The organism is Brevibacterium sediminis (assembly GCF_013623905.1).
In the GTDB taxonomy this organism is placed as follows: domain Bacteria; phylum Actinomycetota; class Actinomycetes; order Actinomycetales; family Brevibacteriaceae; genus Brevibacterium; species Brevibacterium sediminis.
This window is the reverse complement of record NZ_JABKDD010000009.1, coordinates 65917-90105: the sequence shown is the minus strand read 5'-3', so window position 1 is coordinate 90105 and position 24189 is coordinate 65917. Positions and strand designations below refer to the sequence as shown.

The window sequence follows — 24189 nt, the reverse complement described above, 5'->3', positions numbered from 1 at the left end:
TTCGTATGAGAGCCCGGGGTGTGCCGAGGGCCTGGAACTGGCGGGGATTGGGGCCGGTCGGGGTCAGAGCATACTGACGAGGACACTGGCAATGACGACGGACCCGGCGCTGACCGAGGTGAATCCGCCGACGAGCATCGGCGGGAGCATGACATTGAGCAGCGCTTCCTTTTCGTCGTCGTCACGGGCAATGGAGCGTGCTACCTCGTTGGTGAGCAGATAGTCGGCAGGGAAGCCGTACATCGCCGTCAGTGCCACTGACACTCCCAGTCCAGACTTCCAGCGCAGAAGCTTTGTGGCGACGAATCCGCCGAGGACGATGCCGGCGCCGCCGACGATGAGGATCGTGATGGTGGGGACGAATGCGTTGATGACGTCCTGCACCGAGGCGGTCACAAGCGGGGCCATGACGATGGCGATGACGCCGGCCATGGCGATGCCGAATGAGTTCGACCGTTCCATGGCCTTATCGGGGGACAATCCCACCGCAGTGGCGAGAATGCCGAGGATCAGGGCGAGGATCGACGACGGAATATGGGTGGGGACCGCCAGAAGTGTCGCTGCCGATCCGCCGACGAGAATGAGGAAGAGCATGAACAGCTGATTGTCGACGAGGAAGTCGGGAAGGTTGACGAGTTTCTTCTTCTTGGCTGCCTCCTCTTCCTCTTCCTCTTCCTTGTGGGCGCGAGCGAGTTCCTGAAGTTCTCCGCTGTCGCGCAGCTTCTTTGCATAACGACGCAGAAAGTAGTTCGTCAACGGCATCGAGGGCAGTGACTGGAGCATCAGAACAAGCGCGGGAAGAACGATGATCGACGAGGCGGCACCGTGCGCCGTCAGCCCTTCCGTCGTCAAGCTGGTGGCGACGATGCCGCCGGCCAAGGGGCCGGAACCGGCCACGAAGGTCTCGAAACCGAAGAGCGGGGCCACGACAGCCAGGATGAGCAGCACCGCCACGAGCATGCCCGAGACTGCGATGATGACCGAACGCCATTGCTTGAGCATCACACGCAGGGGGATGAGTGACCCCATATGGAAGAGCAGCGGCGCGACGAGGAACGAGTAGGCCTGAAGCAGCAGGGAGTCATCGATGACGGTTTCTGGGACTACGCCGATCTTGGCGAAGATGAAGATCCCGAGCATCGCAACCAGAAGGCTGGGGACACGCGCCTTCGACCAGATCGAGACCAGCTCACCGAGCGCGATGAAGGCGAGGACGATAGCGGCAGCGTAGATAGCTTCCATGGTGTGCCCTTCGAGTTGGGAGTGTGATGCTTCCCACAACCTATCCGTTCAGAATCGGTCTGTGGGGGATTCGACCGGAGTTTCCGATAGTTGGGACTTCTGACGTCGTGCAGGCAGTGGAATGAGGGCTCAGGGCATAGGCTGAAGCCATGAGTTTTCTGCAGTTCCTCCACGAACGGGGCATCGTCGAGCGCCCCGGATCCGGAAGTCGCCCACTGGTGATCGCGCACCGCGGCTATTCGGCTGTTGTGCCCGAGAACAGCCTCGCCGCGGTCGACGCGGCGCGCGCCCTGGGGGTCGACTTCATCGAGGTCGACACCTCGACCAGCGCCGACGGTGTTCCCGTGATCCTCCACGATCCGGATCTGGACCGAACCACGAATCGCAGAGGTCCCGTCGTCAATCTCACCGCCGAAGAGCTGTCGTTCGTCGACGCCGGTTCGTGGATGGGCCCCGGATTCAACGGAGTGCGCATCCCGACCCTGTCGGCCGTGATGAGGGATATCCAGCACCGAGGCGGGGAACTCCTCCTTGAGCTCAAAGGGGAGTGGTCATCGGGTGCGGTGGCGAGGATCTCCGAACTGGTGGTCGAAACCGGGATTGCCGACCGGATGATCGTCCAGTCGTTCAACATCGAGACGCTGGAGACCTGTCGGGACTTGCTGCCGATGGTCGCTCGCTTCCTTCTGCGCATGGTTCCCAAGCCCGAGGACATCGAGGTCGCTCGCGAACTCGGGGCGGTGGCGATCAATCCTTCGTACAAGGGATTCTCGATGCGCAAATCGGTCGTCACAGAGATCATGGACAACGACCTCGGCGTTTTCGTCTGGACTGCCGATGAGATGAACGAATGGCGGGAACTCCTCGGTGCCGAGGTCGATGGGATCATCACGAACCATCCGGGTCGACTGCAGGGATTCCTGGCCGGGCGATTCGACCCGGTGAAATAGATGCTTTCGCTAATGGCACCGATGCGGGGTAGGGATCGGTGGACGTTTTCGCCTCCGATTCCAGGGCGTGTGAGTGACGTCACTGAAATCCGATTTGCCCAGAGCGAGCGAACCCGTGTAAATTCTTACCTGTTGCCCCGATAGCTCAGTCGGCAGAGCATCTCCATGGTAAGGAGAAGGTCAAGGGTTCGATTCCCTTTCGGGGCTCTCGTGCCGCCTAGAATGCGGTGCTGGGGCGGGGTAGCTCAGCTGGTTAGAGCGCACGACTCATAATCGTGAGGTCGGGGGATCGAGTCCCCCTCCCGCTACCGATAAGCCCCTCACCAGGGATTGAGTCCCGGTGAGGGGCTATTTTTCTGCCCGATTCCCGACATCTATGCGGTTACGATGCGCTTTGAAACCATTCGTCGAGCACCCCAACCACGCCCTGCGGCCCAATACTGAGCTTCTGCACATAGTGCTTCGCAGTCACTCCCACCTCCGAATGCCCGAGCTGCTGAGACGCATTGTCGAGGCCGTCCGAACTGTATATCGTCGTCGCGACGGTCTTGCGGATCGTCTTCGGCGTCACCCAATCTAGTTCCGCGATCTTCCGCACTTGCCGGAAGTGAACACGGTACGCCGACGGGTTCCGCCACGTCCCCACCTCGGACGCGAACACTGCCTCCGATTCGGGAAGGAACTCGCGCTCCGCGGCCTTCCTCCGCAACGCCTCCGCCGCAATCGACGGGAGGTAGAGGGTCCGTTTCGAGGTCTCCGACTTCGGCGCCGGTTTCCAAACCACGCCTTGGCCATTCGCCTGTGTTACGGTGCCCATGACTGACACTGTCGGCACTTCCGCGTCGAGGTCGATGTCCTGCCATCGAATGCCGAGCAGTTCGCCGGTGCAAACGCCGGTGCCGAGCATGACGTCGATACTGTCGAGGATGTCGCGCCGGTACGGCCTGAATGACTTATGTGGGGTCGCCTCCCACTGTCGGGCCGCATTGCGCAGCGCTACCACCTCAGCTTGAGTCATGGCTCGCACCTGCCCCGCCTTCGGCTTAATTGGGGAGATGTCAAGCCCCGGGTTTCGTAGAGGCTCCTATTCTTGGTTTCCTAAGCAGCCGCGGGTTCTGTCCCGGACTGGTTGATCCATTCGGAATGGACCTCGACGGGCGGTCGGTAGTTAATCGCTGAATGCAACCTGGACTGGTTGTACCAAGCCACCCACTTCGACGTCTCCGCCATCACCTCGATCAACCCCGACCACCCCTTCCGGTCGATGAGTTCGGCCTTGTAGACCGAGTTCAGCGCCTCGGCCATGGCGTTGTCGTACGAATCCCACGCGACCCCACCGACGCCACGACCTCGGATTCCGCCAGGGTCTCGCCATAGCGAATCGATCGGAATTGCGCTCCGCGATCCGAGTGGTGCACCAGCCCGGAAACGTCTTCACCGGCCCGATATTTCGCAGCGAGAGCCATCGTCAGAGCGTCCCTGGCCAGGGACTCCCGCATGTGGTTCGTCACCTGCCAGCCGACGATCTCCCTGTGGAAGACATCGAGGATGAACGTCGTGTATACCCACCCAGCAGTCGTCGGAACATAGGTGATGTCCGCGACCCATAGACAATTGGGTGCCGGTGCTGCGAACTCACGCTCGACAAGATCATCCGGACACTCCTCAGCCCTAGCCGAAGCCGTCTTCGGGCGCTTCCTCCAGCGTCGAATACCGTCGATGCCTAACTGGCGCATCAACCGCTCCACCGTGCAGCGGGCCACCGGGCCGAACTGATCGGCGTACTCGCGGTTGATCGCCTTCCACATCTTCCGCACCCCGTAACACGAGTAGTTCGCCTCATAGACATCCTGGATGACGACCATCAGCGCCTGGTCTCGGCTGGCCCTGGCCGATGGTTCGCGTTTCTTGAACGCGTAATACGAGCTCACAGCAATCCGTGCCGCATTCCCGGACAGGGCGCGTACGATTGGCTCGACTCCGAACTCGTGACGATTGTCGTCGATGAAGAGGACAATCACTTCGATGGGCGGTCGAGCTCCGCCGCGGGAGATAAGCCGACGCTCTCTTCAAGATCTCGTTGGCCCGCTTCGCTTCAGCCAACTCCGCCCGCAGCCGACGGTTCTCCGCTTCCAAATCGACTGACTCAGTCGGTGTGGCCTTGCCGGAGTCTTTGTGCTTACGGACCCAGACTCGCAGGGTCTCTTTGCTCAGACCGAGCTCGCCGGCGACACGGGTGATTGCCCCGTCCGCCGTCTCCGGATCGGCCTGAGCATGAATGACGAGTTCGACGGCGCGAGCCTTGAGTTCGTCGGTATATTTCAATGGCAAGAGAGAATCTCCCTCTTCCAATCTCCCTGCCTCTATTATCCCCGGGGCGACTCATCCCGGTCACACCACACTGCGGCACAGGTGCTCATGCTGGGCTCATCGTTGAGGGCATGGCAATAGGGTAGCGGATGCAATGTAGGCCCCCACCGTGGTTACGGCGGGGGCCTACGTTGTTTCATGGTGGGATCGCCGTGGTTTGACGGGCCCGAGTGGGGGCTACTTTTCGCCTAGCACTCTCTTGACGAAGCTGGTGGCACGCTCGTTCAGTTTGTCGACGCGCATTGACACATGGGCTTCGAAGTCATTGTGACCTTCGACTGCGCGTGGAGGATTCCTGACGATCTCGGAGCACTCGAAATTGCCGTGTATGAGCGTCCCGAGCGAATTGCCGTTTCGTCCCGAAGGCCCGGCCTTCTTCGCTGTGAACATCCGTACGCCGGTGGTCTCGTGCAAGTCCTCGCACCAACTGCACATCGCTTGGGACTTCGCCATGGGCACTGCCCTGAGCATCAGTCCGCGTGGGACGTCGTCTACGGGGACGACTATATAGGCCCGTTGAGGAATTTTCGCATCAGCCCAACCAAAGTAGTCGAGCTCGGCCCACTCGATCTCAGCGAGATTGGGTGGCAGTGTGATCTTTTCCACTTCGCGGCGAGAGGTGTTGATAAAGGACTTCTTAATCTGGGTGGCATTGAGTTGCTGCATGACTGGCTTTCTCTGATTTCAGTAGTTGCCTGAAGTTGAATAGCCGTGAAGCCGGTGCAGTTTAGCCTTCGCGCATTCTTGCGGGCAGCTCTTTGGGGGTGCTGGCGGGCTTTGTTCGCACCAAGCATGACCGGTGAACGCGAGTGGCTAACTGAGGATGGTTAGCTTGGCTATCAGCTACGGCAACAGGGAATGGGTAGAGGCTAGGTCGACTGTGTTTAGGCACAGGTCACCTATCACCCGACCGGCTGTGAATGCGGAGTTCGGGTGATTCTAGGGCAGCAGGACTAGAAGCAGGCCACGAGGGCCACCATTCCTTTCTTCCTGAGATTTCAGGTGGTTCGGCGATAGTCTCCGAGTTTGACTATATCCAAGTCCGCGTCACTGGTTCAACATGGTTCTGTTGCGTACTGCTGGCGTCGATGCTTTCGGTGGGAAGTCGGTGCTAGCTCGGGTCGCGTGCGCTCGTGTCCGGTTCGGCATTTGGCTGTGGGTGGAGTATGGCGGATGCATAATAGAACACATGATCGAATATGAGGACTACGGCACAGCTACCTGGCGGTACTGGCAGAAGATCCGCAACGACGCCGGCGCCCGCGGTTCCTTCCAGAGCCGTCCGCCCGTGCCGGTGCGTGCTCATGTCATGTTCGAGCGCGACGGTGAAGTATGGCTCGACGGCACCGCGACGCGACTCGGTTTCGATGGTGCGATATTCGTTGAGATCAAAGATCGACGAGTCCAGGCGATCGGGGCGTGGTTGCCGCCGGATGATGTGTGGTGGGAGGGGAAGCCTGTCAGTTCTCAGTTGCGTTCTGCTCCATATACTTGAGCGCGATTGGGCATGTCACGTTCACCTTTAGCCACCGGCCGCGAGCATCTTCCAGAGCTCGTTTCATAATCTCCTGGCAGTGAGCGTCCTTGTCGGTGTCCTCGATCGCCTCGCAGTAGACGAACATGACTTCGTTGACTTCGTCGTCGATCTTGTAATGCAGCGATGCAACGAGTTTCCCGGGCAGGTACAGGTCGAATTTCGACTGTTCCTGGTTGTTGAGCATGGTGTACACGAGACACACTCCTTCTGTGGAATTGTCAAAGCACTGAATGAAAAAGACTCTAAACTGCTGGTCAGACTGCTGCAAGAGGGGTTTAGAGTCTTCCGACGATCTTCGCAACAGGCACATCTTCAACCCTTGTTCGGCTCTCGAGCTTCTCTGGCAGAGGCAACGTCATCGACGACAACAGCAATATGACGCATGCTCGTGATCAACGCCCCGTAGAGGGGCCACGAAGCGGTCGGGAGATGCTGGTCATCGGAGAGGGCTCTCGCCAGTGAGTCGAGGCGTTCATGCACGGGTTCAACGTCAGAATCGGGATCGCTGATCGAGCGCCCGGCATCTTTGACAATGTTTCCCCACTCGCGGCGAAAGCTGTCATCCCACTCGCCCTCGGCGTACGTCGCGTCGCGGAGCGTGCGCGTCAGATTCCTCAGATGCGAGATCCCTTCATCGACCCGCTGCAGGATATTCTCGTAGCTCGTTTCCTCCGCCTGAGACTGTGCTTGGTTGCGAACCCGAGGATTAAGCGACTTCCTCAAATCGCCTCTCGGGTTTGCTCGCCTGCTTTCCCTTGCGAAGCGAACGGACTGCCATGCTGTGTTGAGCTCGTCGCTCATGGACTCGGTCTCGCGGAACCACTCATCGGCGCGGTCTGTGTCCCAGGAGTCGCTGAACTCGTCGGACATGCTGGTCAGGACGTCGCCCATGCGCCGATTGATACTGTCGACGTAGCGAGAGGCCTGCCGGTCCCGGATCGGGGGAATGATGATCAAGTTGACGGCGAGCCCGACAGCGACGCCCAGCGCGATCTCAATGATTCGTTCTAGAAGGAGGGGCTGCTGACTGTCGAATCCGCTTCCGAGGATGAAAATCGCGGTGGTGGCGATGGCGATCCCCTCGTCTCGGATCCATGTCACCCTGGCTCCGAGAAGACCAACAAAGAGCGCCAGGGCGAACGTCCACAGGCTGACTCCGAGGTAGTTGCCAATCAGGAAGGACAAGCCCACGCCGATTGCAGAGGCCACTGTTGACTGGGCGCCTCGCGAAAGTGATCGGTAGACCGTCGCGTGGACGGTGAGCAGTGCAGTCCATGGCGCGAGGAAAGGCATCGCCGAGTCGAGTATTGCGTTTGACAGCCACCATGCTGCCGTTGCCGCGACGACAGATTTGACGATCTGGAGGAGATCGGTCGTGACTTCTGGGCGTTGGAGTAGTTCAGTGATCTTCTTCGTTGGAGTTGGCAAGGTCGCTCCGTTGCAGGTCCGTCGCTGTCATGATTACACGGTAAGCAAAGCTCGGTTTGAGACTAGCATTTGCCCTGGTCGAAGTCGTTTTGCTCTTGACGACTCAGGACTGAATTCGGTCGGCTGAGCGTCCTAGCGTCTCAGGCAACGATGTTCTCGGCAATGAAGGGGTGACGGTAGACCCTGTTCACGAGCACGACTGTCCGAGCGCACTCCTAGCCGAGACCCAGAGGCGTCCTTGGACTCTATTCACGAGCGCCGAAGGAGGCAAACATGACCACCTACGAAGAAGCAATCAAGCGGGCAGCAAAGCCACTCGCGGAGGCGTTCTTCCGCATCCAAGAGGGCACAGCGCGGGAAGCAGCTGAACTCGCCTACACGCCCGGTGGGCCGGGGCTCGACGAGCTCGAGGAGCGCATTCAGGCATGGCGGGACGAGTTCATGGTGCAGGATTAGACGGTTGCGACGATAGGTTCGGAAGTGCCTGCTGATGAGGAGGAAGATGCGTTTACGATGCGCTTTGGGTGGAAGTCGGCGAGACTCGCATTGTCGGGGGACTCGTGCTTTTCTCGTGCATCGTTCCTGGTCAAGCGGTCATTTCATATGCTTTCATGGTCTTTCATGTCCGCTCTGGTTTCGACCAGATTGGAATCGTGAGGTCGGGGGATCGAGTCCCCCTCCCGCTACCGATCAACTCCCTCATCAGGATGACGAATCCGATGGGAAAGTTTCTGTATTCGCGAACTCCTCGAGACGGTATTGCGCGACTCATTCCGGCCGTGCCAGTCTTGCCGAGTGAAGCACACAATGACTCTCGATTTCACCAGCGAAGCCCACGCACTTGCCGATGATCTGCGCGAACTGCGCCGCGACCTGCACCGGGACCCCGAAATAGGACTCGATCTGCCGAAGACCCAACGTCGGATCCTCGACGCCCTGGAAGGTCTGCCGCTTGAGATCACGCTCGGTCAGGAGCTCAGCTCGATCATCGCCGTCCTGCGCGGAGCGCACCCCGGCCCGACGGTGCTCCTGCGCGGGGACATGGACGCTCTGCCCGTCGACGAGGCGACCGGACTCGACTTCGCGTCGACGAATGGGAACATGCATGCCTGCGGGCATGATCTCCACGTTTCCGGACTCGTCGGAGCCGCGAAGCTGCTGTCCGCTCATCAGTCCGAGCTGAAGGGCACGGTGGCCTTCATGTTCCAGCCCGGCGAGGAGGGGATGGGCGGTGCGAAGATCATGCTCGAAGAAGGAATGTTCGACACCATCGGCCAGAAGCCCGATGCGGCTTACGCGATCCATGTGGCACCGGGGGTGCCGGGAACCTTCGTCACCAGACCGGGCACGATCATGGCCGGAGCGAATACTCTGCACGTGACGATGCACGGCAGCGGAGGTCACAGCTCGCGACCGGAAGATGCGGTCGACCCGGTGCGTCCGATTCTCGAACTCGGACAGGCGCTGCAATCGATGGTCACCGGATCATTCAGCGTCTTCGACCCCATCGTCGCCCAGGTGACGCAGTTGGAAGCGGGGGAGGCCGTCAATGTCATCCCCGCCTCGGCGAAGCTCGGAGCTTCTGTGCGCACGCTCTCCCACGAGTCGACGCGTAGGTTCCCCGAGCGCGCCACACAGTTGGCGGAGTCGATTGCGGCCGCACACGGATGCACGGCCGAGGTGGTGTGGACCGAGCAGTATCCCGTCACGGTCAACGACTGCGGCGAAGCCGACTTCGCCCTGAGAGTTCTGGCCGATCGTTTCGGGGCCGAGCTGGCCGTGCAGGTGCCGGACCCGCTCATGGGTTCCGAGGACTTCTCCTTCGTGCTCGAGCAGGTGCCCGGTGCTTTCATGTTCTTCTTCGTGACGCCCGAAGGCATCGATCCGGCCTCGGCGGCGACGAATCACTCGCCAGAAGTTCAGTTCGACGATGCGCACCTGCCCGACCAGGCTGCGGCGCTTGCAACCCTGGCCTGGGAGCGGTCACTGCGCGGATGAGCACCGCAAGGCCGACGACAGCTGGTGAATCCCACTTCGACGGACAGGGGTATGGTCTTCGCGCGATTCGGCGCCTACTCTCGAAGTGACTGTTCGACCGAATTGGGAGATCAACGATGATCAGCACAGAACTGTCCGACTGGCTCCTCGACTCGGACCCGGCCCTGCGCTGGCAGGTCGAACGCGACCTGCTCGGAGCAGAGGAGACGACCTGGCAGGAGACCCGCGCACGCGTGGAACACGAAGGCTTCGGCGCAGAGCTGCTGGCCCAGCAAGACCCGGACGGACAATGGGCAGGCGGGGCCTTCTTCCCCTCCGACTTCGCATTCGATGACGACGGATCACAGCCGTGGACTGCGACGACGTGGGCTCTGAAGGACCTGCGCCAGTGGGGACTGACCGCCTCGGCGTTGGAGGGAACGGCAGAGAAACTCGAATCCGCACGCTGGGAATACGAGAATCTGCCGTACTGGGGCGGGGAAGTCGACGTCTGCATCAATTCCTGGACGCTGTCGAACGGCCTGTGGCTCGGCGCCGATGTCGACGGCATCGTCGACTGGTTCCTGGGCCACCAGCAGCCCGACTGCGGATGGAACTGCGAATGGGTCGAAGGCTCGAAGGTCTCGTCGTTCCACTCCACCCTCAACGCCCTCGTCGCGCTGCTCGATTATCAGCTGGCTACGGGCGACGCCGCGCGTGTGCAGGAGGCCCGAGCCAGGGGAGAGGAGTACCTGCTGTCGCGGGACCTGTTCCGCACGCGCAGCACCGGTGATCCTTTCGATGGCCGTGCCCTCGCTCTCTTCCACCCCCGACGCTGGTTCTACGGAATCCTGCCCGCACTCGACTACTTCCGCGAAGCGACGAGCGCGGACGGAACCGGCCCGGACCCGCGGATGGAAGAAGCGGTCGGGATGATCCGAGCCAGACGCTCCGACGACGGCACCTGGACTCAGGACCACCGCCTTGACGGCGACGTCTGGTTCCACGTCGACGCTCCGGTCGGCGAACCCTCGAAATGGGTGACCCTGCAAGCCCAGCGAGTCCTCGACTGGTGGGACGGAACACAAACCGACTGAGCATCCACAGCCGCGGCCCAGAAACGCCACAGTCCCACGCCAGAGCCGGTCACCACGATGGTGTCATCACACATCATCGAAGGAAGGACAGCTCATGGCTCGCGTACCCGAACCGGACCAGACCCCCAACGGACCCGCCTATGAAGGCAGGCTCCTCGACCGTCCCGACGAGGAGGTCGTCGACCAAGGCGCCTCCTTCGACATCCGCACCCTCTTCAGCCGACGAGGAGTTCTCGGGCTCGTCGGCGCCGGTGTCGGCACCATGGCCCTGGCCGCTTGCACCTCCGGGGCCGCGGGATCGACGAAATCGAGTTCGAGCGGCAGCGGATCGGTCACCGAGATCCCCGACGAAACGGCCGGTCCGTATCCGGCGGACGGATCGAACGGACCGGACATCCTCGAAGACTCCGGAATCGTGCGTTCGGACCTCCGCTCGAACATCGACGGGACCGACACCGTCGACGGTGTGCCCCTGACATTCACCCTCAAGGTCACCGATATGGCCGGTGACAATGCTCCATTCGAAGGCGCAGCCGTCTACGCCTGGCACTGCGACGCTCAGGGCCGTTACTCGATGTACTCCGACGGCGTCGAAGACGCGACCTGGCTGCGCGGCGTCCAGGTCGCCGACTCAGCAGGAGAAGTCACCTTCACCTCCGTCTTCCCCGGCTGCTACTCCGGTCGTTGGACCCACATCCACTTCGAGGTCTACCCGGACGTCGATTCGATCACCGATGCCGAGAACGCCATCGCCACCTCGCAGATGGCCCTGCCCGAAGACGCCTGCAACGCAGTCTTCGCCCTCGAGACCTACGACGGATCGGCGAAGAACCTCTCTGCCATCTCCCTCGACGACGACAACGTCTTCGGTGACGACGGAGGAGAGCACCAGCTCGCCACGATCAGCGGCGACACGGACTCCGGATACACCGCCACGCTCGATGTTCCCGTCGACACCGACACCGAACCGACCGGCGGCACAGCCCCGGGAGGCGGCGGTGAAGGACAAGCTCCACCCGACGGCGCCCCCGAAAAGCCCTGACAACTCCGAGAAAGGCCCACCATCATGCTGCACAACCTCACGGGCTGGCACGCCCTCGTCATCCTCGCCATCATCATCCTCGTCTTCGGCGCAGCCAAGCTGCCTGCACTCGCCAAGAGCCTCGGGCAGTCTGTGCGCATCCTCAAGGACGAATCATCCGACTCACGGGCGGGTGATGAGACGGAACCCCACTCATGAGCACCGCCGCGGAGAAGATGCCGCTGTCCGCGCACCTGCGGGAGGCGCGGACACGGGCGGTGCGCGCGGCGGTGGCGCTGCTCATCGGCACGGTCATCGGATATCTCACCTCCGTTTTCGTGATGGACGTCCTCCGGGCCCCGATCACCGAGCTCGCCGAGTCCCGCAGCGCTTCGCTCAACTACGACAGCGTCACCGGCGCCTTCGACCTTCAGCTGCGCATCGCCGTGTATTCCGGGATCGTCCTCTCCAGCCCGGTATGGCTGGGGGAGATCTTCGGATTCCTCACCCCGGGGCTGACGGCGAAGGAGAAGAAGGTGACGTTCGGCTTCCTCGGTGCCGCAGTGCCCCTCTTCGTCGCCGGCTGTCTCACCGGCCTCTACGTCTTCCCCCGGATGGTCGAAGTGCTCACTTCGTTCGCCGCGAGCGAGGACAGCACCATCCTGCAGGCGTCCTACTATTTCGACTTCGTGTTCAAGATCGTCATCGCCACCGGCGTCGCCTTCGTCCTCCCGGTCTTCCTCGTCGTCCTCAACGTCATCGGCCTGCTCTCTGCCCGATCAATAGCGAAGGCCTGGCGGGTCTCCATCGTGGCCATCGTGGTCTTCGCCGCACTGGTCACCCCGGCCGCCGACGTGCTCTCCATGTTCTTCGTCGCGGCCCCGATGGCGCTGCTGTTCCTCGCTGCGCTCGTCATCGCGTGCATCCACGACCGGGCCCGAGGCTACGACCGGATGGCCGGTGATCCGCACGTGGAGGAGGAACGGTCCGGTCGAGTGCGGATCACGCCAACGGAAAGGACTCGGACATGTTCGGCCTGAGTTTCGAGAAACTGATCATCGTCGGCATCTTCGCTGCCCTCGTCATCGGCCCACAGCGGCTGCCGCACTACGCGCAGAAGCTCGGCGAGTTCGCCCGCCTGCTCCGTGCCCAGATCGACACGGCGCGGACTCGGGCCGCCGAATCGATGGGCACCGAGGACTGGAGAACGCTTGATCCGCGACAGTACGATCCGCGCCGAATCATCCGAGAGGCCCTGGATGAGCCGGGCAGCGCTCGGAGCTCGGAGACTGCTGCCCCGGGTTCGGCTGAGCGTTCCGATCGTGCCTTGGACGGGGAGAGCCGATCACCCGCCGAGGCGGCCGGCAGCGTTGTCATCACCGGTTCGTCCGGACATCCGCGGAGACGATTCGTCGCCCGCACGGACGAAGGTCGTACGGGCGATGATGAGCGTGCAGTCGCAACCTCAGGAACCGATCGATGACCAGGGGCGGGGCCGTCTCGGTGATCAGTCCTTGAAGTCGAAGTCTTCCTTGTCGATGCCGGGGAACATGAGTTCGTACTTGATCATCTGATCCTTGTGATCGACGATCTTCACCGTGCCGAAGTACTTCTTCCTGCCTTTGTACGCGTCCTTGTCCTTGACGGTGACCTGGCACGATTTGAAGCCGTACCACTCGCGGAGCTCCATATCGGAATCGCACTTGGCTTCTTTGACCTTCCAATCGAGCTTGTTCTCGAACAGGTCGATGAGGTCGGCCTCGATCGACGAAGCGGGCACGATGCCGTTGCCCTTCTTGTCGATCTTCATCCCGTCGTCGCTGGCCCAGTTCGTCGTCTTCGCGGCATCGGCGAACGGATCGGTCGATTTCGTGTCGGTCGGCTCCGCCTCGGCGGGCTCGGATCCCGGGGCCTCGGCCTCTTTCGATTCGACAGCACCTCCGCCGAATCCGCCTTCTTCGGTCTGCGAGGCCTCGGACTTCTGATCCTCGGCGGGCTTGTCCCCTCCGGAGCCTCCGCAGGCGGTCAGGGACAAGGCGAGAACGGTTCCAGCGGTGGCCGTCAGCAGGCGGGGCATCCAGGTGGACCGGCGAATCGGGGTCATCGTGTTTCTCCTTCGCACTCAGGCGATCACAAGCGTTGTCGATACACCACGATTCTGCCACGGCCGGTTGCCGCGAACCCGGGGTCGGTGTGCGGATCCGGCGACACCTGTGGCGATTCGGGCACATCCGCACCGGGAGATGGCCCCGGGTCCGGTGGCGGGAGGGAGCCGGATCCGGCCCGCTCCACGGCGACCGGCTCCGGCTATTCCGCGGCGGGGGAGTTGACGGCCTTCGCGAGAGCCTCGAATGCGCGGATCGTCGGGAACAGCTTCGTAGCGTCCTGCGGCAGCCCCCAGCTCGAGAGCTTGACGCCGAGGACATTGGCACCCGGGTTCATATAGATCATCTGCCCGTGGATGCCGAGGGCGAGGAACGCATGAGAATCGGGGAACGGGAACCAGAACTGGTTGTGATACGCCCCGCCCGGCATCCGATTGTCCCCGGGCCCATCGGCAAACGCCTGACGCACATCCTCGGAGGTGGTCAGCGTATCGCCGATCCACGTCGTCGGCGCCACCTGCTGTCCGGTCAGCGACTGCCCGCGGTTGGTGTAGACGTAGCCGAATCGGGCGAGATCACGCAGAGTCGTATTGATTCCGCCATCGAACATGCTGACCCCGTACTGGTCGGTGGCGATGATCGCGTCCTGTTCGGCGCCGATCCGAGACCACAGCACCCGCGACATGAGCGACTGCATGCGCTCGCCGGCGATCTTCTCGCACACCCATCCGAGCACATCGGTCTCGCACGACCGGTATTCGAAGACCCCGCCGTGCTCGGACTTCGCCTCCAGGGTGGTGAGGAACTCGTACATGCCGATGCCCGGGTTCTCCCGCTTCGCCTCGGACCAGCCGATCGACTCTTCGATCTGCCGGACCTCGGACTTCGGGTCGAGATAGTCCTCGGAGAAGCGGATGCCCGAACGCATATCGAGGACATGGCGCACTGTGGCACCGGCGTAGCCGGACTTGGCGAGTTCGGGCACGTAATCGGTGACGAGGCGGTTCGGGTCGAGGTCACCCGAACCGGCGAGGACACCGGCGACGGTGCCGACGAGCGATTTGGACACCGACATGAGCAGATGCTCGGTCGACGCGGTCATCTCCCCGAAGTACTCCTCGGTGAGCACGGTCCCGTTGTGCATGAGCATCCAGGCATCCGTGTCGGTGGATTCGATGACGCTGCGGACGCTGCGGGCCTCCGAGTACTCCGTCGCGGGAACCTCGACCTCGCCGAGATCCTGTGGATCGGCGGGCAGCTCGGCCACAGGACCGGTGCCGCGGGAGATCGGCGTCGTGGGAAGGACCCGTGCGACGTTCTGGAACGACCTTCGCACATTGTCGGGATCCTGCCAGTTGTCCCGGTCGATTCCGGCCGCCGGATCGACGGGAGCCGATGGGGCCACGGGCTGGTCCGCCGGGGGAGTGGCCGCGGGCTGGTCCGGTGACGGTTCGATCACTCTTCACCTCTGATTCTCGCATCGGTCTGTCCGCGGAACGGCTCCGCGGACGGCAGCTGAGAGCCGCCTCGGGTCGTGTTGAGATTATCACCGAGGCGGCTCCGCGCTTCGCGTATATCTGCCCTTCGCGTCCAAGGGAGCGGCGCCGGGCTCAGTCGCCTTTGGCTCCGGGTCCGCCGAGGGCCGGCGACGGATCGTCGGCGACGACCGGAACTCCGGCGTACATCGCCCTGATCGAATCGATGAAGTGCTTGGCCCGGATGCTCAGCGCATCGGGTCCGCCGACGTTCGTCTGCAGCGGATTCTTCGTCACCAGGACTCCGAGGTCCGCGCCCTTCCACCGGTAGTCCCCGGCCCCGAAGATACGCAGGAAGAACACCTCGCTGCCGTTCTGCAGGGGGTGCCAGTCGAGTGCCGCACGTTTGTACGTCAGCGTCCCGTACTGGTCGAGATAGTACTGACCGGTCAGCGGGGAATGCGTGATGTACTCGGTGATCGGAGCCGTCTCCTTGATGATCATCTGGCTCCACTCGTCGGCGCCGGAGAGTTCCTCCCACCGCTCATTGATCTCGGTGACATCGAGATCGAATTCGACGTCGAGATATTCGAGCAGGTGGAACAGGAACAGGGGCACATCGGCATAGGCGCCTGCCGTGACGTTCGTGATCGCCGAGGCCCCGGAGATGCGCGGATTGAGCTCACCGAGGTAGCAGTCGTCGTTATCGAGATCGACGAGGACATCGACTTCGAAGAATCCGCGATAGCCGCGTTTGCGCAGGCCTTCGCCCATCTTGCGCACGAGCTCACGGGTCTGCGCCCGCTGCTCTGCGTTGAGGACATCGGGTTTCATCTCGTTGCCGCACCAGCCGCCCTTGTACGGGGTGAGCTCGGCGAAGCCGGCCAGCTCGGTCAGATACGGACCGACGACGACACCGCTGGAGGTGATGACCGCCTCGACGGCGACCGGAGTGTTGTTGATCCGCTTCATCACCTTCAGCTGCTCGCCGATGATGTCGTCCTTGTGCGCCTCCCAGCCCGAGACATCGGAGATGAAGAACGTCGTCTTCCCGGAATCACCGTAGGGGGTCTGCACGACGAGATCCGTGCCCAGCCCCGCCTCGGCGGCCCGCTCATTGAGCTCTTCATAGGTGTCGGCAGTGGTCAGCACGTTCGGGACGGAGAACGCACCGGCTTCATTGCCGAGCTTCGTCGTCTCGATCTTCGAATCGAGCTGATTGCGCAGGGCTGCCGACGGCAGGATGAGGTCGTAGCCGAGCTCTCGGCAGATCCGCTCGGTCTCCTCGTCGAAGAAGACCATCGCGACCTTGACCCGCTCACCGTGGGGGACGTTGCGCGTCATATGGGCACGCACCTCGGCGTTCAGCAGCAGCCAGTTGTTGATCGCCTCGCCCGATTCGAACTCGACATAGGGCTTGTAGCGCGGGGAGAAGACGCGCGGGTGACCGCCGTCCCAGCCGTCGTAGTAGGTGATGTACGAGAAGTTGCGCACCCACCGGTCGAGACCGAGCAGGTTGAACGGAGTGGCTCCGACGAAGAAGATCGGGGTCTGATTCGTGCGGAAGAAGTGCCGGACCTCGGAGACGTTGCGCAGCGGTCGACGCAGCTGAACTCTGTCGGCTTCTTTGCCGGCGTAGGCGGCGTCGGTGGCCACCGCCACTTCGACCTGCGGCGGGTCGACGTCGGCGGGTGCCGGTGCCGGATCAGAACCGCCGGCTGCTGGTGCAGGTGCAGCGGGGGCGCCGGGGCCAGGTGTGTGCGGTGAGGGGACCGCGACTGCGTCTTTGACTCGTGCGCCGGGCGTCACCGTCTGTGCCTCGGGACTCTTCGGGTCAGCGCTGGGGGATTCGTTCGTCATCGCACTACTCCTTACCAAATGTGATGTGGACAACATATACCAGTTTCGAAGCCATGAGCCCGATGGTGCAGGAATTGTGTGAACCGGATACGAACGCGCGATCAATTCTTCGCCGGTGAGCCTCATCCTGAGGCCGTGCTTTAGGCTGGTGTCGATACCGACCCCAGTGGAAGAGAGAGCGCATATGCCGGTGAATACGGAGAAGCAGGGGGCCACGTTCTCCCTGCCTCAGCCCTATGAGGTCTCCAGGGAGGCGATCGCGGATTTCGCGCTCGCCACCGGAGCGAAGGCCGATTACCATTTCGACGCCGAGGCGGCCACCGCGCTGGGCTACCGCGACGTCGTCGCCCCGACCACCTTCGCCGTGATCATCGCGCAGAAATCGGAAGCCTCCTATATCTCCGACCCGGAATCGGGCATCGACTTCTCGAAGGTCGTCCACGGCTCCGAACAGTTCTCGTTCACCCGTCCCATCGTCGCAGGTGACTCCCTGTCCGCCGTCACTCACGTCGACGGAGTCCGGGCCGCCGGCAGCAACGCCATGATCACCACCCGCACCGAGATCACCGATGTCGCGGAGCAGCCTGTCGTCACCGTGACCTCGACCATCGTCGTGAGAGGAGACGGAGAATGAGCGCCATCGACTTCTCCACACTGACCATCGGAGACACCGTCGTGGAATCCGAGATCCCACTGTCGCGCGCCTCCCTCGTCGACTATGCCGCAGCCTCGGGCGATCACAATCCGATCCACTGGAACGAACGCTTCGCCCGCGAGGTCGGCCTCGACGATGTCATCGCCCACGGGATGCTCTCGATGGCGGCGGTCATCGCTCCGGTCGCCGAATGGCTCGGCGACCCCGGTGCGATCGTCGACTACCGGACCCGCTTCTCCGCCCCCGTCGTCGTCCCCGACGCCGATACCGGATCACCGACGACCCCGACGACCTCGCTCAAGCTCACCGCCACCGTCGGTGCCGTCGACCCTGCCGTCGGCACGGCCCGCATCGACATCTCCGTGAAGTCCGGCGAGGCCGATGTCCTCAGCCGCACGCAGGTTCGGATCTCGGCGTGACCGAAGCCCACCCGCAGGAACTCTCCGGCTTCACCACCTTCCGTCTCGGCGGCCCGGCCCCGCAGGTCACGGTTGCGAACACCCGAGACGAACTGCTCGATTTCTGCGCCGCCCACCCGCTCGAACTCAACGGTCAGGAACGGTCCCGCGTCTTGTTCATCGGCGGCGGATCGAATCTGCTCATCGCCGATGCCGGATTCGACGGTGCCGTCTGCGTGGTCCGAACCACCGGAGTGGAGACGACCCAGACCACGACGACCGACACCCGGGTCACCGCCGAGGCGGGGGAGGACTGGGACGCCTTCGTCGCCCACACCCTCGACCTGGGGCTGTCCGGGCTCGAAGCACTGTCCGGGATCCCCGGGTCGGTCGGTGCGACCCCGATCCAGAACGTCGGCGCCTACGGCACGGAGGTCGGCGAGCTCATCTCCTCCGTCGAGGTCTTCGACCGGGTGTCCGGTCAGATCCGCCACCTCACTGCAGTCGAACTCGAATTCGGCTACCGCACCTCGGCGCTCAAGCGCGCCCAGATCGCAGCCGGAACCCCGCAGTACGTCGTGCTCTCGGTGACCTTCGACCTCCAGCGCAGCGACGAGTCGCTGCCCGTGCGCTACGCCCAGCTCGCATCGACCCTCGACGTCGAGATCGGCAGCCGCGTCCCGGCCGTACGAGTGCGCGAGAACGTCATCGCGCTGCGCCGATCGAAGGGCATGGTCCTCGATGCCGCCGACCACGACTCCTGGTCGGCGGGATCCTTCTTCACCAACCCCATCGTCGAGAACGCCGAGATCCTGCCCGCCGAAGCTCCTCGCTACCCGGTGACCGACCCGCTCAGCGGAGCGAAGATCGAAGGGAAGACGAAGACCTCAGCGGCCTGGCTGATCGAGCATGCGGGGTTCTCCAAGGGCTTCAGCCTCGGTGCGGGACTGGCGTCGCTGTCGACCAAGCACACCCTGGCGCTGACGAATCGGGGACACGCGAGCACAGCCGATGTGATCGATCTCGCGTCGACCGTCGTCGCCGGCGTCGAGGACGCCTTCGGCATCACCCTCGAACCCGAACCGACCTTCATCGGCTGCTCCATCGACGACGGGAAACGTCCTTAGACTGGTGGCCGTGTCATCACGTCGGAGAACCACCGCACTCGTCATCACCCTGGCTGCGGTTGCGCTTGTGACCCTGCCCTGGGCGCTGTTCACCTCGCGCGCCGATCTCACCTTCGGCCCCCATGAGGCGCAGTACCGGATCACCGCGGATTCCCGACTCACCGTCGACTTCGGCCCCCTGGGCAGACTGCTCGTCCCCACCGAGGATGTCATCCCTCTCGGCCTGGGACTGCACGTCGATATCGGTGAGATCCCCGTGTCCGGTGATTCCGGCGATGACGAACGACCTGCGGCCGATCCCGCGGAAGTGGCGGACCCCGGTGGGGGAACCATCGACGCCCTCGGCGGCGACATCGCCTCCTATGCCTCGCTGTTCTCGGCCCCGCAGGCGCAGATCGACCAGGTCATCGACGGACTCAGCCAGGAGATCCTCACCCGATGGGCGCTGGCCGTGTGCATCGTCACCGGGGGACTCGTTGGACTGGCCCTCTTCCTCGGGCCCGCCCGGGTCGACACCATCATCCGCGCCTTCGTCGGCAAGGAACTCCTCGGCATCGGACTGGTGCTCGTGCTCGTCCTCACCGGACTGGGCACCGTCGTGCTCAACCGTCCGAAGCCGATCGCGGCCGATCCGGCGTTCGAGGGCACGCCGCTGGCCGGATCCCAGGTCACGGGCCGCCTCGGCGGAATCATCGACACCGCATTCGGTGCAGTGCAGGACTTCGCCGATGACAACGACGCCTTCTACGACGAGGTTCTCGCAGCCCTGCGGACAAAATGGAACGACCGCCCGATCACCGGGAACTGGACCGATCGGGGACTCGTCCCGCCTGCCGGCGTCGGCGCACCCGCTGCCGACGGCGGTGAGGGCGAAGGGAAGAAGGGTGTGTCCACGTTCGTCTACGGCTCCGACATCCACTGCAATATCGGAATGGCCCGCGTCGTCGGTGCGGTGGCGGAGATGAGTCGGGCCGATGCCTATATCGACGGCGGAGACATCTCCATGACGGGCACCTCGGCCGAGAACTACTGCCTCGACGTCGTCGACGACGAACTGCCGGAGAAGCTGCCGCGCATGATCGTCAAAGGCAACCACGATTCCATGGAAACGACGAGGCACGCGAGGGCGCGCGGGTGGAACGTGCTCGAGGACTCCAGCGCAGAGATGGCAGGGGTGACCTTCTTCGGTGCCGCCGACCCGCGCCGGACCGTGTTCGGGTCCGGTCCGCAGCTGGAGACCGACCTCACCGCCGACCAGTACGCGCAGCGGCTGCGAGACGAAGCCTGCCGGGCCGATTTCGACATCATGCTCATCCACGATCCCGCCGTCGGCGGACCGAGCCTGCGCTCGGGCTGCGCCGACTACGCTCTCAGCGGACACTGGCACCGACGGGTCGGACCGGAGAACTTCGGTTCGGGAACCCGCTACGTCAGCTCGACGACCGGGGGCGCACTGGCGAACGCCCTGACACCGGGACCGCTGAAGATGAACGCGGAACTGAGCATCATCCGCGTCGACAATGGGACGAAGCGCCCCATCGACGTGCAGATCATCACCGTCACACCCGACAGACAGGTGCAGATCGACCCCTGGGTGAGATTCCCCGAACCCAGGCCCCTCGTGGGCCAGCCGCCTGTCGATGAGTCGGTGGGTGAGTGAGCGTCGACACGTTCGAGACATTGCTTCGGCACTCGGTTCGACGAATAACGGTCGAGCACGGTATGCTCGTTTCTCGTGGTCGGACACCACAGGGATCGACACGATCGCTCAAGTCCGATCAGAGGGGTGTGGCGCAATTGGTAGCGCAACGGTCTCCAAAACCGTAGGTTGCAGGTTCGAGTCCTGTCACCCCTGCGCAGTTGACTCTGCCGAAGTCTCATCGGCCAGGCGCCGTCCTCGACCGGCACGAACAATTGTGAAGCCAAACGAAACCGACCGAGTGAGGATGTGTGAGCGACACACCGGCAAAGCAGACTGGCAGCGCACCCAACAGTGCCTCCGGTCCAAAGAAGCTCGGATTCTTCGGACGAATCCTGCAGTTCTTCCGCGAAGTGGTGGCAGAGCTCAAGAAGGTCGTCACTCCGACCCGGAAGCAGCTGCTCAACTACACGCTCGTCGTGCTGGGCTTCATTCTGTTCATGATGCTTCTCGTCACGGGCCTCGACCTGGTCTTCGGCAAGCTCGTCGGCTGGGTGTTCGGCGGAACTCCGCTGTGGCCCCTGTGGTGATACGGCCTCAGCCGTGAACCACCCCAAGCTCAAACTTCACTCCCTACCGGGAATCACAAAACGCGAAGCGAGGAATTGATCGGTGTCGGATACCAACTCACCTGAGCAGGAGACCCCTGAGACCCAGGACGTCACTCCCGAGGAGTCGGGTGCCGCTGTGGTGCCCGAAACCGAAGAGGCGGCCATCGACGCCGAGGCGACCGCCCCCGTCGAGTCCGCTGACGCTGACTCCGCAGAAGCTGCCGACTCCGCTGACGAAGCCGATTCCGCTGACGAAGCCGACGGCGAGCAGGACGATGCTGCCGAAGACGTCGCCGCCGCCGACGAGGTCGACCCGGCCGAAGAATTCAAGGCCGAGCTGCGCATGCAGGAGGGTGACTGGTACGTCATCCACTCCTATGCAGGCTACGAGAACCGCGTGAAGCAGAACCTCGAGAACCGCACCGTCAGCCTCAACCTCGAAGAGTTCATCTTCGAGTCGCAGGTGCCGATGGAAGACGTCGTCGAGATCAAGAACGGACAGCGCAAGCAGGTCCGTCGTGTGCGCATCCCCGGCTACGTGCTCGTGCGCATGGAACTGACCGACGAGTCGTGGGGCGCCGTGCGCCACACTCCGGGTGTCACCGGATTCGTGGGCAACGCATACGACCCGACTCCGCTGTCGATCGACGAGGTCTTCTCGATGCTCGCCCCGATCTTCGAAGAGCGTCAGGCCGAAGCCGCCGCTGCCGAAGGCCCCGCCGCCGAAGCCGCTGCGAAGTCCGCGCCCATCACCGAGGTGGAGTTCGAGGTCGGCGAGTCCGTGCTCGTCAAGGAGGGCTCCTTCGAGGGCCACCCCGCGACGATCCAGGAAATCCGTCCGGAATCGCAGAAGCTCACCGTGCTGCTGTCGATCTTCGAACGCGATGTTCCCGTCGAACTCGGCTTCGACCAGGTCTCGAAGCTCTGATCGCCGCATAGTTTCACTGATCGCCTCGACGCGATCGTGACCGAAGGGGCCCGGAATTCTCCGGGCCCCTTCGGCGTTCCCGCGTTCACTGGCTCGGCCGCCTCGGCGAGGGGATTGTGTCGTTGGGGAAGGGATTGTGTCGATCAAGGCTGAGCGCAGTTGTCGAACCGTCTACGGGGCGATATCCGGGCCCGCGCTTGAACGACGGCGCCGAGGCGGTCGCACCGAGGCGGTCACATCAGCCGGCGACGCTGTCCCGCCTCGGCGAGGGAATGATCGGGTGATGCCCCTCACGAGCATTTGCCCGCAGGCGGGCGCGCATGGAATACTGGTGTGGTTTGATTGCGGCCCTTATCGGAAGGCCGCTGTCGAACAATGTGCTGTATATGTCTGGCACATCGAAACCTCAAGATTAAGGACCGTACATGCCTCCCAAGAAAAAGGTAGCCGGCCTCGTCAAGCTCCAGATTCAGGCAGGTGCCGCTAACCCGGCTCCTCCGATCGGTCCGGCGCTTGCCCAGCACGGCGTCAACATCATGGAATTCTGCAAGGCCTACAACGCCGCCACAGAATCCCAGCGCGGAAACATCGTTCCCGTCGAGATCACCGTGTACGAAGATCGTTCGTTCGACTTCGTGCTCAAGACCCCGCCGGCAGCCGAGCTGATCAAGAAGGCCGCCGGAGTGAAGTCGGGTTCGGCTACTCCGCACACCGTCAAGGTCGCTCACCTGAGCGCCGACCAGGTGCGCGAGATCGCCACCACGAAGATGCCCGACCTGAACGCCAACACCCTGGATCAGGCCGACCGCATCGTCGCCGGAACCGCGCGTTCCATGGGCATCACCACCGACATCGAGGTCTGAGACCTCACCCCACACAGTGGCAGGGCCCACGCAGCCCACACCACGACTGCAAGGAGTAAAGCAGATGGCAAAGCGTTCGAAGGCCTATCAGGCCGCGGCTGAGAAGATCGCCGCAGATGTGAACTACGAACCGGCTCAGGCGATCGCCCTGGCCAAAGAGACCAACGTGGCGAAGTACGACGCCACGGTCGAGGTCGCTCTCCGCCTGGGTGTTGACCCCCGCAAGGCGGATCAGATGGTGCGCGGCACCGTCAACCTTCCGCATGGTACCGGTAAGACCGCTCGGGTCCTGGTGTTCGCTGCCGGCGACCGTGCAGAAGCTGCCCGTGAAGCAGGTGCTGACTACGTCGGCTCCGATGACCTGCTGGAGAAGGTGGCCGGAGGGTTCACCGACTTCGATGCCGCTGTTGCGACCCCCGACATGATGGGCAAGGTCGGTCGTCTCGGTAAGGTGCTGGGTCCCCGTGGCCTGATGCCGAACCCGAAGACCGGCACCGTGACCATGGATGTCGCCAAGGCCGTCAACGACATCAAGGGCGGAAAGATCGAATTCCGCGTCGACAAGCACTCGAACCTGCACTTCATCATCGGAAAGGTCTCCTTCTCCGAGGAAGCTCTGCAGGAGAACTTCGATGCTGCGATCGAAGAGATCCTGCGTCTGAAGCCGTCCTCCTCGAAGGGCCGCTACATCAGCAAGGCCACGATCACGACCTCGAACGGCCCAGCCGTTCCGGTCGACCACTCGGGTCTGCGCATCTGATCTGATCGATGCACCGGCAGAGGGCGGGAAGCGATTCGTTCGCTTCCCGCCCTCTCTCTTTCCCAATTACTACCTGACGGCGGCCCAGCAACCTCGCGCGAGGTTGCTGGGCCGCCGTCAGGTAGTTCGGGGAGTGGACGGGCTCT

General features: G+C 63.0%; 27 protein-coding genes, 3 tRNA genes, 1 pseudogene and 1 other annotated feature. Of the genes and pseudogenes, 20 read left to right on the top strand and 11 right to left on the bottom strand.

Going from position 1 to position 24189, the window contains the following annotated elements:
- Window positions 1-63: 63 nt before the first annotated feature.
- Complete coding sequence (locus HK108_RS12970) at window positions 64-1242, bottom strand: hypothetical protein (RefSeq protein ID WP_181271803.1); 1179 nt, start codon at window positions 1240-1242, stop codon at window positions 64-66.
- 149 nt (window positions 1243-1391) lie between these two features.
- Here HK108_RS12970 and HK108_RS12965 point away from each other — a divergent pair, with 149 nt between their 5' ends.
- From HK108_RS12965 to HK108_RS12955, 3 genes are all read left to right on the top strand, one after another.
- Window positions 1392-2192 carry a glycerophosphodiester phosphodiesterase gene (locus tag HK108_RS12965; RefSeq protein ID WP_181271802.1) on the top strand — a complete coding sequence of 267 codons (801 nt, stop codon included), beginning with the start codon at window positions 1392-1394 and terminating at the stop codon, window positions 2190-2192.
- Between the two features lie 134 nt (window positions 2193-2326).
- A tRNA-Thr gene (locus tag HK108_RS12960) sits at window positions 2327-2399 on the top strand.
- Between the two features lie 27 nt (window positions 2400-2426).
- Window positions 2427-2500, top strand: a tRNA-Met gene (locus tag HK108_RS12955).
- A 74-nt stretch (window positions 2501-2574) separates the two neighbouring features.
- On the opposite strand, the gene HK108_RS12950 is transcribed toward HK108_RS12955, so the two are convergent.
- The 5 genes and pseudogenes from HK108_RS12950 to HK108_RS12930 form a co-directional block, all read right to left on the bottom strand.
- Entirely contained in the window at window positions 2575-3210 is a 636-nt protein-coding gene (locus tag HK108_RS12950; RefSeq protein WP_181271801.1) for a tyrosine-type recombinase/integrase, read from the bottom strand.
- 80 nt (window positions 3211-3290) lie between these two features.
- Window positions 3291-3497, bottom strand: a complete 207-nt coding sequence (locus HK108_RS12945; RefSeq protein WP_167194571.1) for an integrase core domain-containing protein — start codon at window positions 3495-3497, stop codon at window positions 3291-3293.
- Window positions 3482-4213, bottom strand: coding sequence for an IS3 family transposase (locus HK108_RS12940; RefSeq protein ID WP_229664132.1), 732 nt, complete (start codon window positions 4211-4213; stop codon window positions 3482-3484). Before HK108_RS12940 ends, HK108_RS12945 begins: the two co-directional genes overlap by 16 nt.
- Window positions 4121-4251, bottom strand: a sequence feature (AL1L pseudoknot). (Overlaps the previous gene by 93 nt.)
- 50 nt (window positions 4252-4301) lie before the next feature.
- Window positions 4302-4517: pseudogene (locus HK108_RS19205) on the bottom strand (transposase); the annotation flags it as partial.
- A gap of 222 nt (window positions 4518-4739) precedes the next feature.
- Window positions 4740-5228, bottom strand: coding sequence for an FBP domain-containing protein (locus HK108_RS12930; RefSeq protein ID WP_139907991.1), 489 nt, complete (start codon window positions 5226-5228; stop codon window positions 4740-4742).
- A 523-nt stretch (window positions 5229-5751) separates the two neighbouring features.
- Between HK108_RS12930 and HK108_RS12925 the strand changes: the two genes are divergently transcribed.
- A complete protein-coding gene (locus HK108_RS12925; protein WP_181271799.1) occupies window positions 5752-6057 on the top strand; it encodes a hypothetical protein in 306 nt (101 codons plus the stop codon).
- Here the strand turns inward: HK108_RS12925 and HK108_RS12920 are convergent.
- Both HK108_RS12920 and HK108_RS12915 read right to left on the bottom strand, forming a co-directional pair.
- The gene (locus HK108_RS12920) at window positions 6023-6292 is read right to left on the bottom strand and encodes a GNAT family protein (RefSeq protein WP_181271798.1); all 270 of its coding nucleotides are present in this window, start codon (window positions 6290-6292) and stop codon (window positions 6023-6025) included. The two genes, HK108_RS12925 and HK108_RS12920, sit on opposite strands and share 35 nt — an antisense overlap.
- A 119-nt stretch (window positions 6293-6411) precedes the next feature.
- Window positions 6412-7527 (bottom strand): FUSC family protein, encoded by a 1116-nt coding sequence (locus HK108_RS12915; protein ID WP_181271797.1) that lies wholly within the window; start codon window positions 7525-7527, stop codon window positions 6412-6414.
- Window positions 7528-7800: 273 nt separating this feature from the next.
- Between HK108_RS12915 and HK108_RS12910 the strand changes: the two genes are divergently transcribed.
- The 7 genes from HK108_RS12910 to HK108_RS12880 all read left to right on the top strand — a co-directional run bounded on the left by HK108_RS12910 (window position 7801) and on the right by HK108_RS12880 (window position 13105).
- A complete protein-coding gene (locus HK108_RS12910; RefSeq protein WP_181271796.1) occupies window positions 7801-7983 on the top strand; it encodes a hypothetical protein in 183 nt (60 codons plus the stop codon).
- Window positions 7984-8334: 351 nt separating this feature from the next.
- Window positions 8335-9525: a M20 metallopeptidase family protein gene (locus HK108_RS12905; RefSeq protein ID WP_181271795.1), complete on the top strand. Its 1191-nt coding sequence runs from the start codon at window positions 8335-8337 to the stop codon at window positions 9523-9525.
- A 116-nt stretch (window positions 9526-9641) separates the two neighbouring features.
- On the top strand, window positions 9642-10601 hold the full coding sequence (locus HK108_RS12900) for a squalene cyclase (protein ID WP_181271794.1): 960 nt from the start codon (window positions 9642-9644) through the stop codon (window positions 10599-10601).
- 94 nt (window positions 10602-10695) lie between these two features.
- Window positions 10696-11643, top strand: a complete 948-nt coding sequence (locus HK108_RS12895; protein ID WP_181271793.1) for an intradiol ring-cleavage dioxygenase — start codon at window positions 10696-10698, stop codon at window positions 11641-11643.
- A gap of 24 nt (window positions 11644-11667) precedes the next feature.
- Window positions 11668-11841 (top strand): twin-arginine translocase TatA/TatE family subunit, encoded by a 174-nt coding sequence (locus HK108_RS12890; RefSeq protein ID WP_139468580.1) that lies wholly within the window; start codon window positions 11668-11670, stop codon window positions 11839-11841.
- Window positions 11838-12662 (top strand): twin-arginine translocase subunit TatC, encoded by an 825-nt coding sequence (tatC, locus tag HK108_RS12885; protein WP_229664131.1) that lies wholly within the window; start codon window positions 11838-11840, stop codon window positions 12660-12662. Before HK108_RS12890 ends, tatC begins: the two co-directional genes overlap by 4 nt.
- Window positions 12650-13105: a twin-arginine translocase TatA/TatE family subunit gene (locus HK108_RS12880; protein ID WP_181271792.1), complete on the top strand. Its 456-nt coding sequence runs from the start codon at window positions 12650-12652 to the stop codon at window positions 13103-13105. The genes tatC and HK108_RS12880 overlap by 13 nt, the downstream gene beginning before the upstream one ends.
- Window positions 13106-13129: 24 nt before the next feature.
- Here HK108_RS12880 and HK108_RS12875 read toward each other — a convergent pair whose 3' ends face one another.
- The 3 genes from HK108_RS12875 to HK108_RS12865 form a co-directional block, all read right to left on the bottom strand.
- On the bottom strand, window positions 13130-13726 hold the full coding sequence (locus HK108_RS12875; RefSeq protein WP_181271791.1) for a hypothetical protein: 597 nt from the start codon (window positions 13724-13726) through the stop codon (window positions 13130-13132).
- A gap of 203 nt (window positions 13727-13929) precedes the next feature.
- Window positions 13930-15186 (bottom strand): serine hydrolase domain-containing protein, encoded by a 1257-nt coding sequence (locus tag HK108_RS12870; protein WP_229664130.1) that lies wholly within the window; start codon window positions 15184-15186, stop codon window positions 13930-13932.
- 151 nt (window positions 15187-15337) lie between these two features.
- The gene (locus HK108_RS12865; protein ID WP_229664129.1) at window positions 15338-17062 is read right to left on the bottom strand and encodes a biotin carboxylase; all 1725 of its coding nucleotides are present in this window, start codon (window positions 17060-17062) and stop codon (window positions 15338-15340) included.
- A gap of 184 nt (window positions 17063-17246) precedes the next feature.
- Here HK108_RS12865 and HK108_RS12860 point away from each other — a divergent pair, with 184 nt between their 5' ends.
- From HK108_RS12860 to rplA, 9 genes are all read left to right on the top strand, one after another.
- Complete coding sequence (locus tag HK108_RS12860; protein ID WP_181271790.1) at window positions 17247-17696, top strand: FAS1-like dehydratase domain-containing protein; 450 nt, start codon at window positions 17247-17249, stop codon at window positions 17694-17696.
- Window positions 17693-18136 (top strand): MaoC/PaaZ C-terminal domain-containing protein, encoded by a 444-nt coding sequence (locus HK108_RS12855; protein ID WP_172173636.1) that lies wholly within the window; start codon window positions 17693-17695, stop codon window positions 18134-18136. Before HK108_RS12860 ends, HK108_RS12855 begins: the two co-directional genes overlap by 4 nt.
- The gene (locus HK108_RS12850; protein WP_181271789.1) at window positions 18133-19242 is read left to right on the top strand and encodes a UDP-N-acetylmuramate dehydrogenase; all 1110 of its coding nucleotides are present in this window, start codon (window positions 18133-18135) and stop codon (window positions 19240-19242) included. Before HK108_RS12855 ends, HK108_RS12850 begins: the two co-directional genes overlap by 4 nt.
- A 10-nt stretch (window positions 19243-19252) precedes the next feature.
- Window positions 19253-20902: a metallophosphoesterase family protein gene (locus HK108_RS12845; protein WP_229664128.1), complete on the top strand. Its 1650-nt coding sequence runs from the start codon at window positions 19253-19255 to the stop codon at window positions 20900-20902.
- Window positions 20903-21024: 122 nt separating this feature from the next.
- Window positions 21025-21097, top strand: a tRNA-Trp gene (locus tag HK108_RS12840).
- A gap of 95 nt (window positions 21098-21192) precedes the next feature.
- Window positions 21193-21471, top strand: coding sequence for a preprotein translocase subunit SecE (secE, locus tag HK108_RS12835; RefSeq protein ID WP_101547325.1), 279 nt, complete (start codon window positions 21193-21195; stop codon window positions 21469-21471).
- An 82-nt stretch (window positions 21472-21553) separates the two neighbouring features.
- Window positions 21554-22420, top strand: a complete 867-nt coding sequence (nusG, locus tag HK108_RS12830) for a transcription termination/antitermination protein NusG (RefSeq protein WP_139468574.1) — start codon at window positions 21554-21556, stop codon at window positions 22418-22420.
- 425 nt (window positions 22421-22845) lie between these two features.
- A complete protein-coding gene (gene rplK / locus HK108_RS12825; protein ID WP_025776636.1) occupies window positions 22846-23283 on the top strand; it encodes a 50S ribosomal protein L11 in 438 nt (145 codons plus the stop codon).
- Window positions 23284-23347: 64 nt separating this feature from the next.
- A complete protein-coding gene (rplA, locus tag HK108_RS12820; protein ID WP_101555448.1) occupies window positions 23348-24043 on the top strand; it encodes a 50S ribosomal protein L1 in 696 nt (231 codons plus the stop codon).
- Window positions 24044-24189 lie beyond the last annotated feature (146 nt).

Bases quoted from the DNA above. Each gene is read 5' to 3' on its own strand.
- HK108_RS12880 (WP_181271792.1), top strand. From the start codon at position 12,650: ATGTTCGGCCTGAGTTTCGAGAAACTGATCATCGTCGGCATCTTCGCT.
- HK108_RS12855 (WP_172173636.1), top strand. From the start codon at position 17,693: ATGAGCGCCATCGACTTCTCCACACTGACCATCGGAGACACCGTCGTG.
- HK108_RS12900 (WP_181271794.1), top strand. From the start codon at position 9,642: ATGATCAGCACAGAACTGTCCGACTGGCTCCTCGACTCGGACCCGGCC.
- HK108_RS12930 (WP_139907991.1), bottom strand. From the start codon at position 5,228: ATGCAGCAACTCAATGCCACCCAGATTAAGAAGTCCTTTATCAACACC.
- HK108_RS12895 (WP_181271793.1), top strand. From the start codon at position 10,696: ATGGCTCGCGTACCCGAACCGGACCAGACCCCCAACGGACCCGCCTAT.
- HK108_RS12860 (WP_181271790.1), top strand. From the start codon at position 17,247: ATGCCGGTGAATACGGAGAAGCAGGGGGCCACGTTCTCCCTGCCTCAG.
- HK108_RS12965 (WP_181271802.1), top strand. From the start codon at position 1,392: ATGAGTTTTCTGCAGTTCCTCCACGAACGGGGCATCGTCGAGCGCCCC.
- HK108_RS12875 (WP_181271791.1), bottom strand. From the start codon at position 13,726: ATGACCCCGATTCGCCGGTCCACCTGGATGCCCCGCCTGCTGACGGCC.
- HK108_RS12890 (WP_139468580.1), top strand. From the start codon at position 11,668: ATGCTGCACAACCTCACGGGCTGGCACGCCCTCGTCATCCTCGCCATC.
- HK108_RS12865 (WP_229664129.1), bottom strand. From the start codon at position 17,062: ATGACGAACGAATCCCCCAGCGCTGACCCGAAGAGTCCCGAGGCACAG.
- HK108_RS12950 (WP_181271801.1), bottom strand. From the start codon at position 3,210: ATGACTCAAGCTGAGGTGGTAGCGCTGCGCAATGCGGCCCGACAGTGG.
- HK108_RS12945 (WP_167194571.1), bottom strand. From the start codon at position 3,497: ATGGCCGAGGCGCTGAACTCGGTCTACAAGGCCGAACTCATCGACCGG.
- rplA (WP_101555448.1), top strand. From the start codon at position 23,348: ATGGCAAAGCGTTCGAAGGCCTATCAGGCCGCGGCTGAGAAGATCGCC.
- HK108_RS12905 (WP_181271795.1), top strand. From the start codon at position 8,335: ATGACTCTCGATTTCACCAGCGAAGCCCACGCACTTGCCGATGATCTG.
- HK108_RS12925 (WP_181271799.1), top strand. From the start codon at position 5,752: ATGATCGAATATGAGGACTACGGCACAGCTACCTGGCGGTACTGGCAG.
- rplK (WP_025776636.1), top strand. From the start codon at position 22,846: ATGCCTCCCAAGAAAAAGGTAGCCGGCCTCGTCAAGCTCCAGATTCAG.
- HK108_RS12970 (WP_181271803.1), bottom strand. From the start codon at position 1,242: ATGGAAGCTATCTACGCTGCCGCTATCGTCCTCGCCTTCATCGCGCTC.
- HK108_RS12910 (WP_181271796.1), top strand. From the start codon at position 7,801: ATGACCACCTACGAAGAAGCAATCAAGCGGGCAGCAAAGCCACTCGCG.
- tatC (WP_229664131.1), top strand. From the start codon at position 11,838: ATGAGCACCGCCGCGGAGAAGATGCCGCTGTCCGCGCACCTGCGGGAG.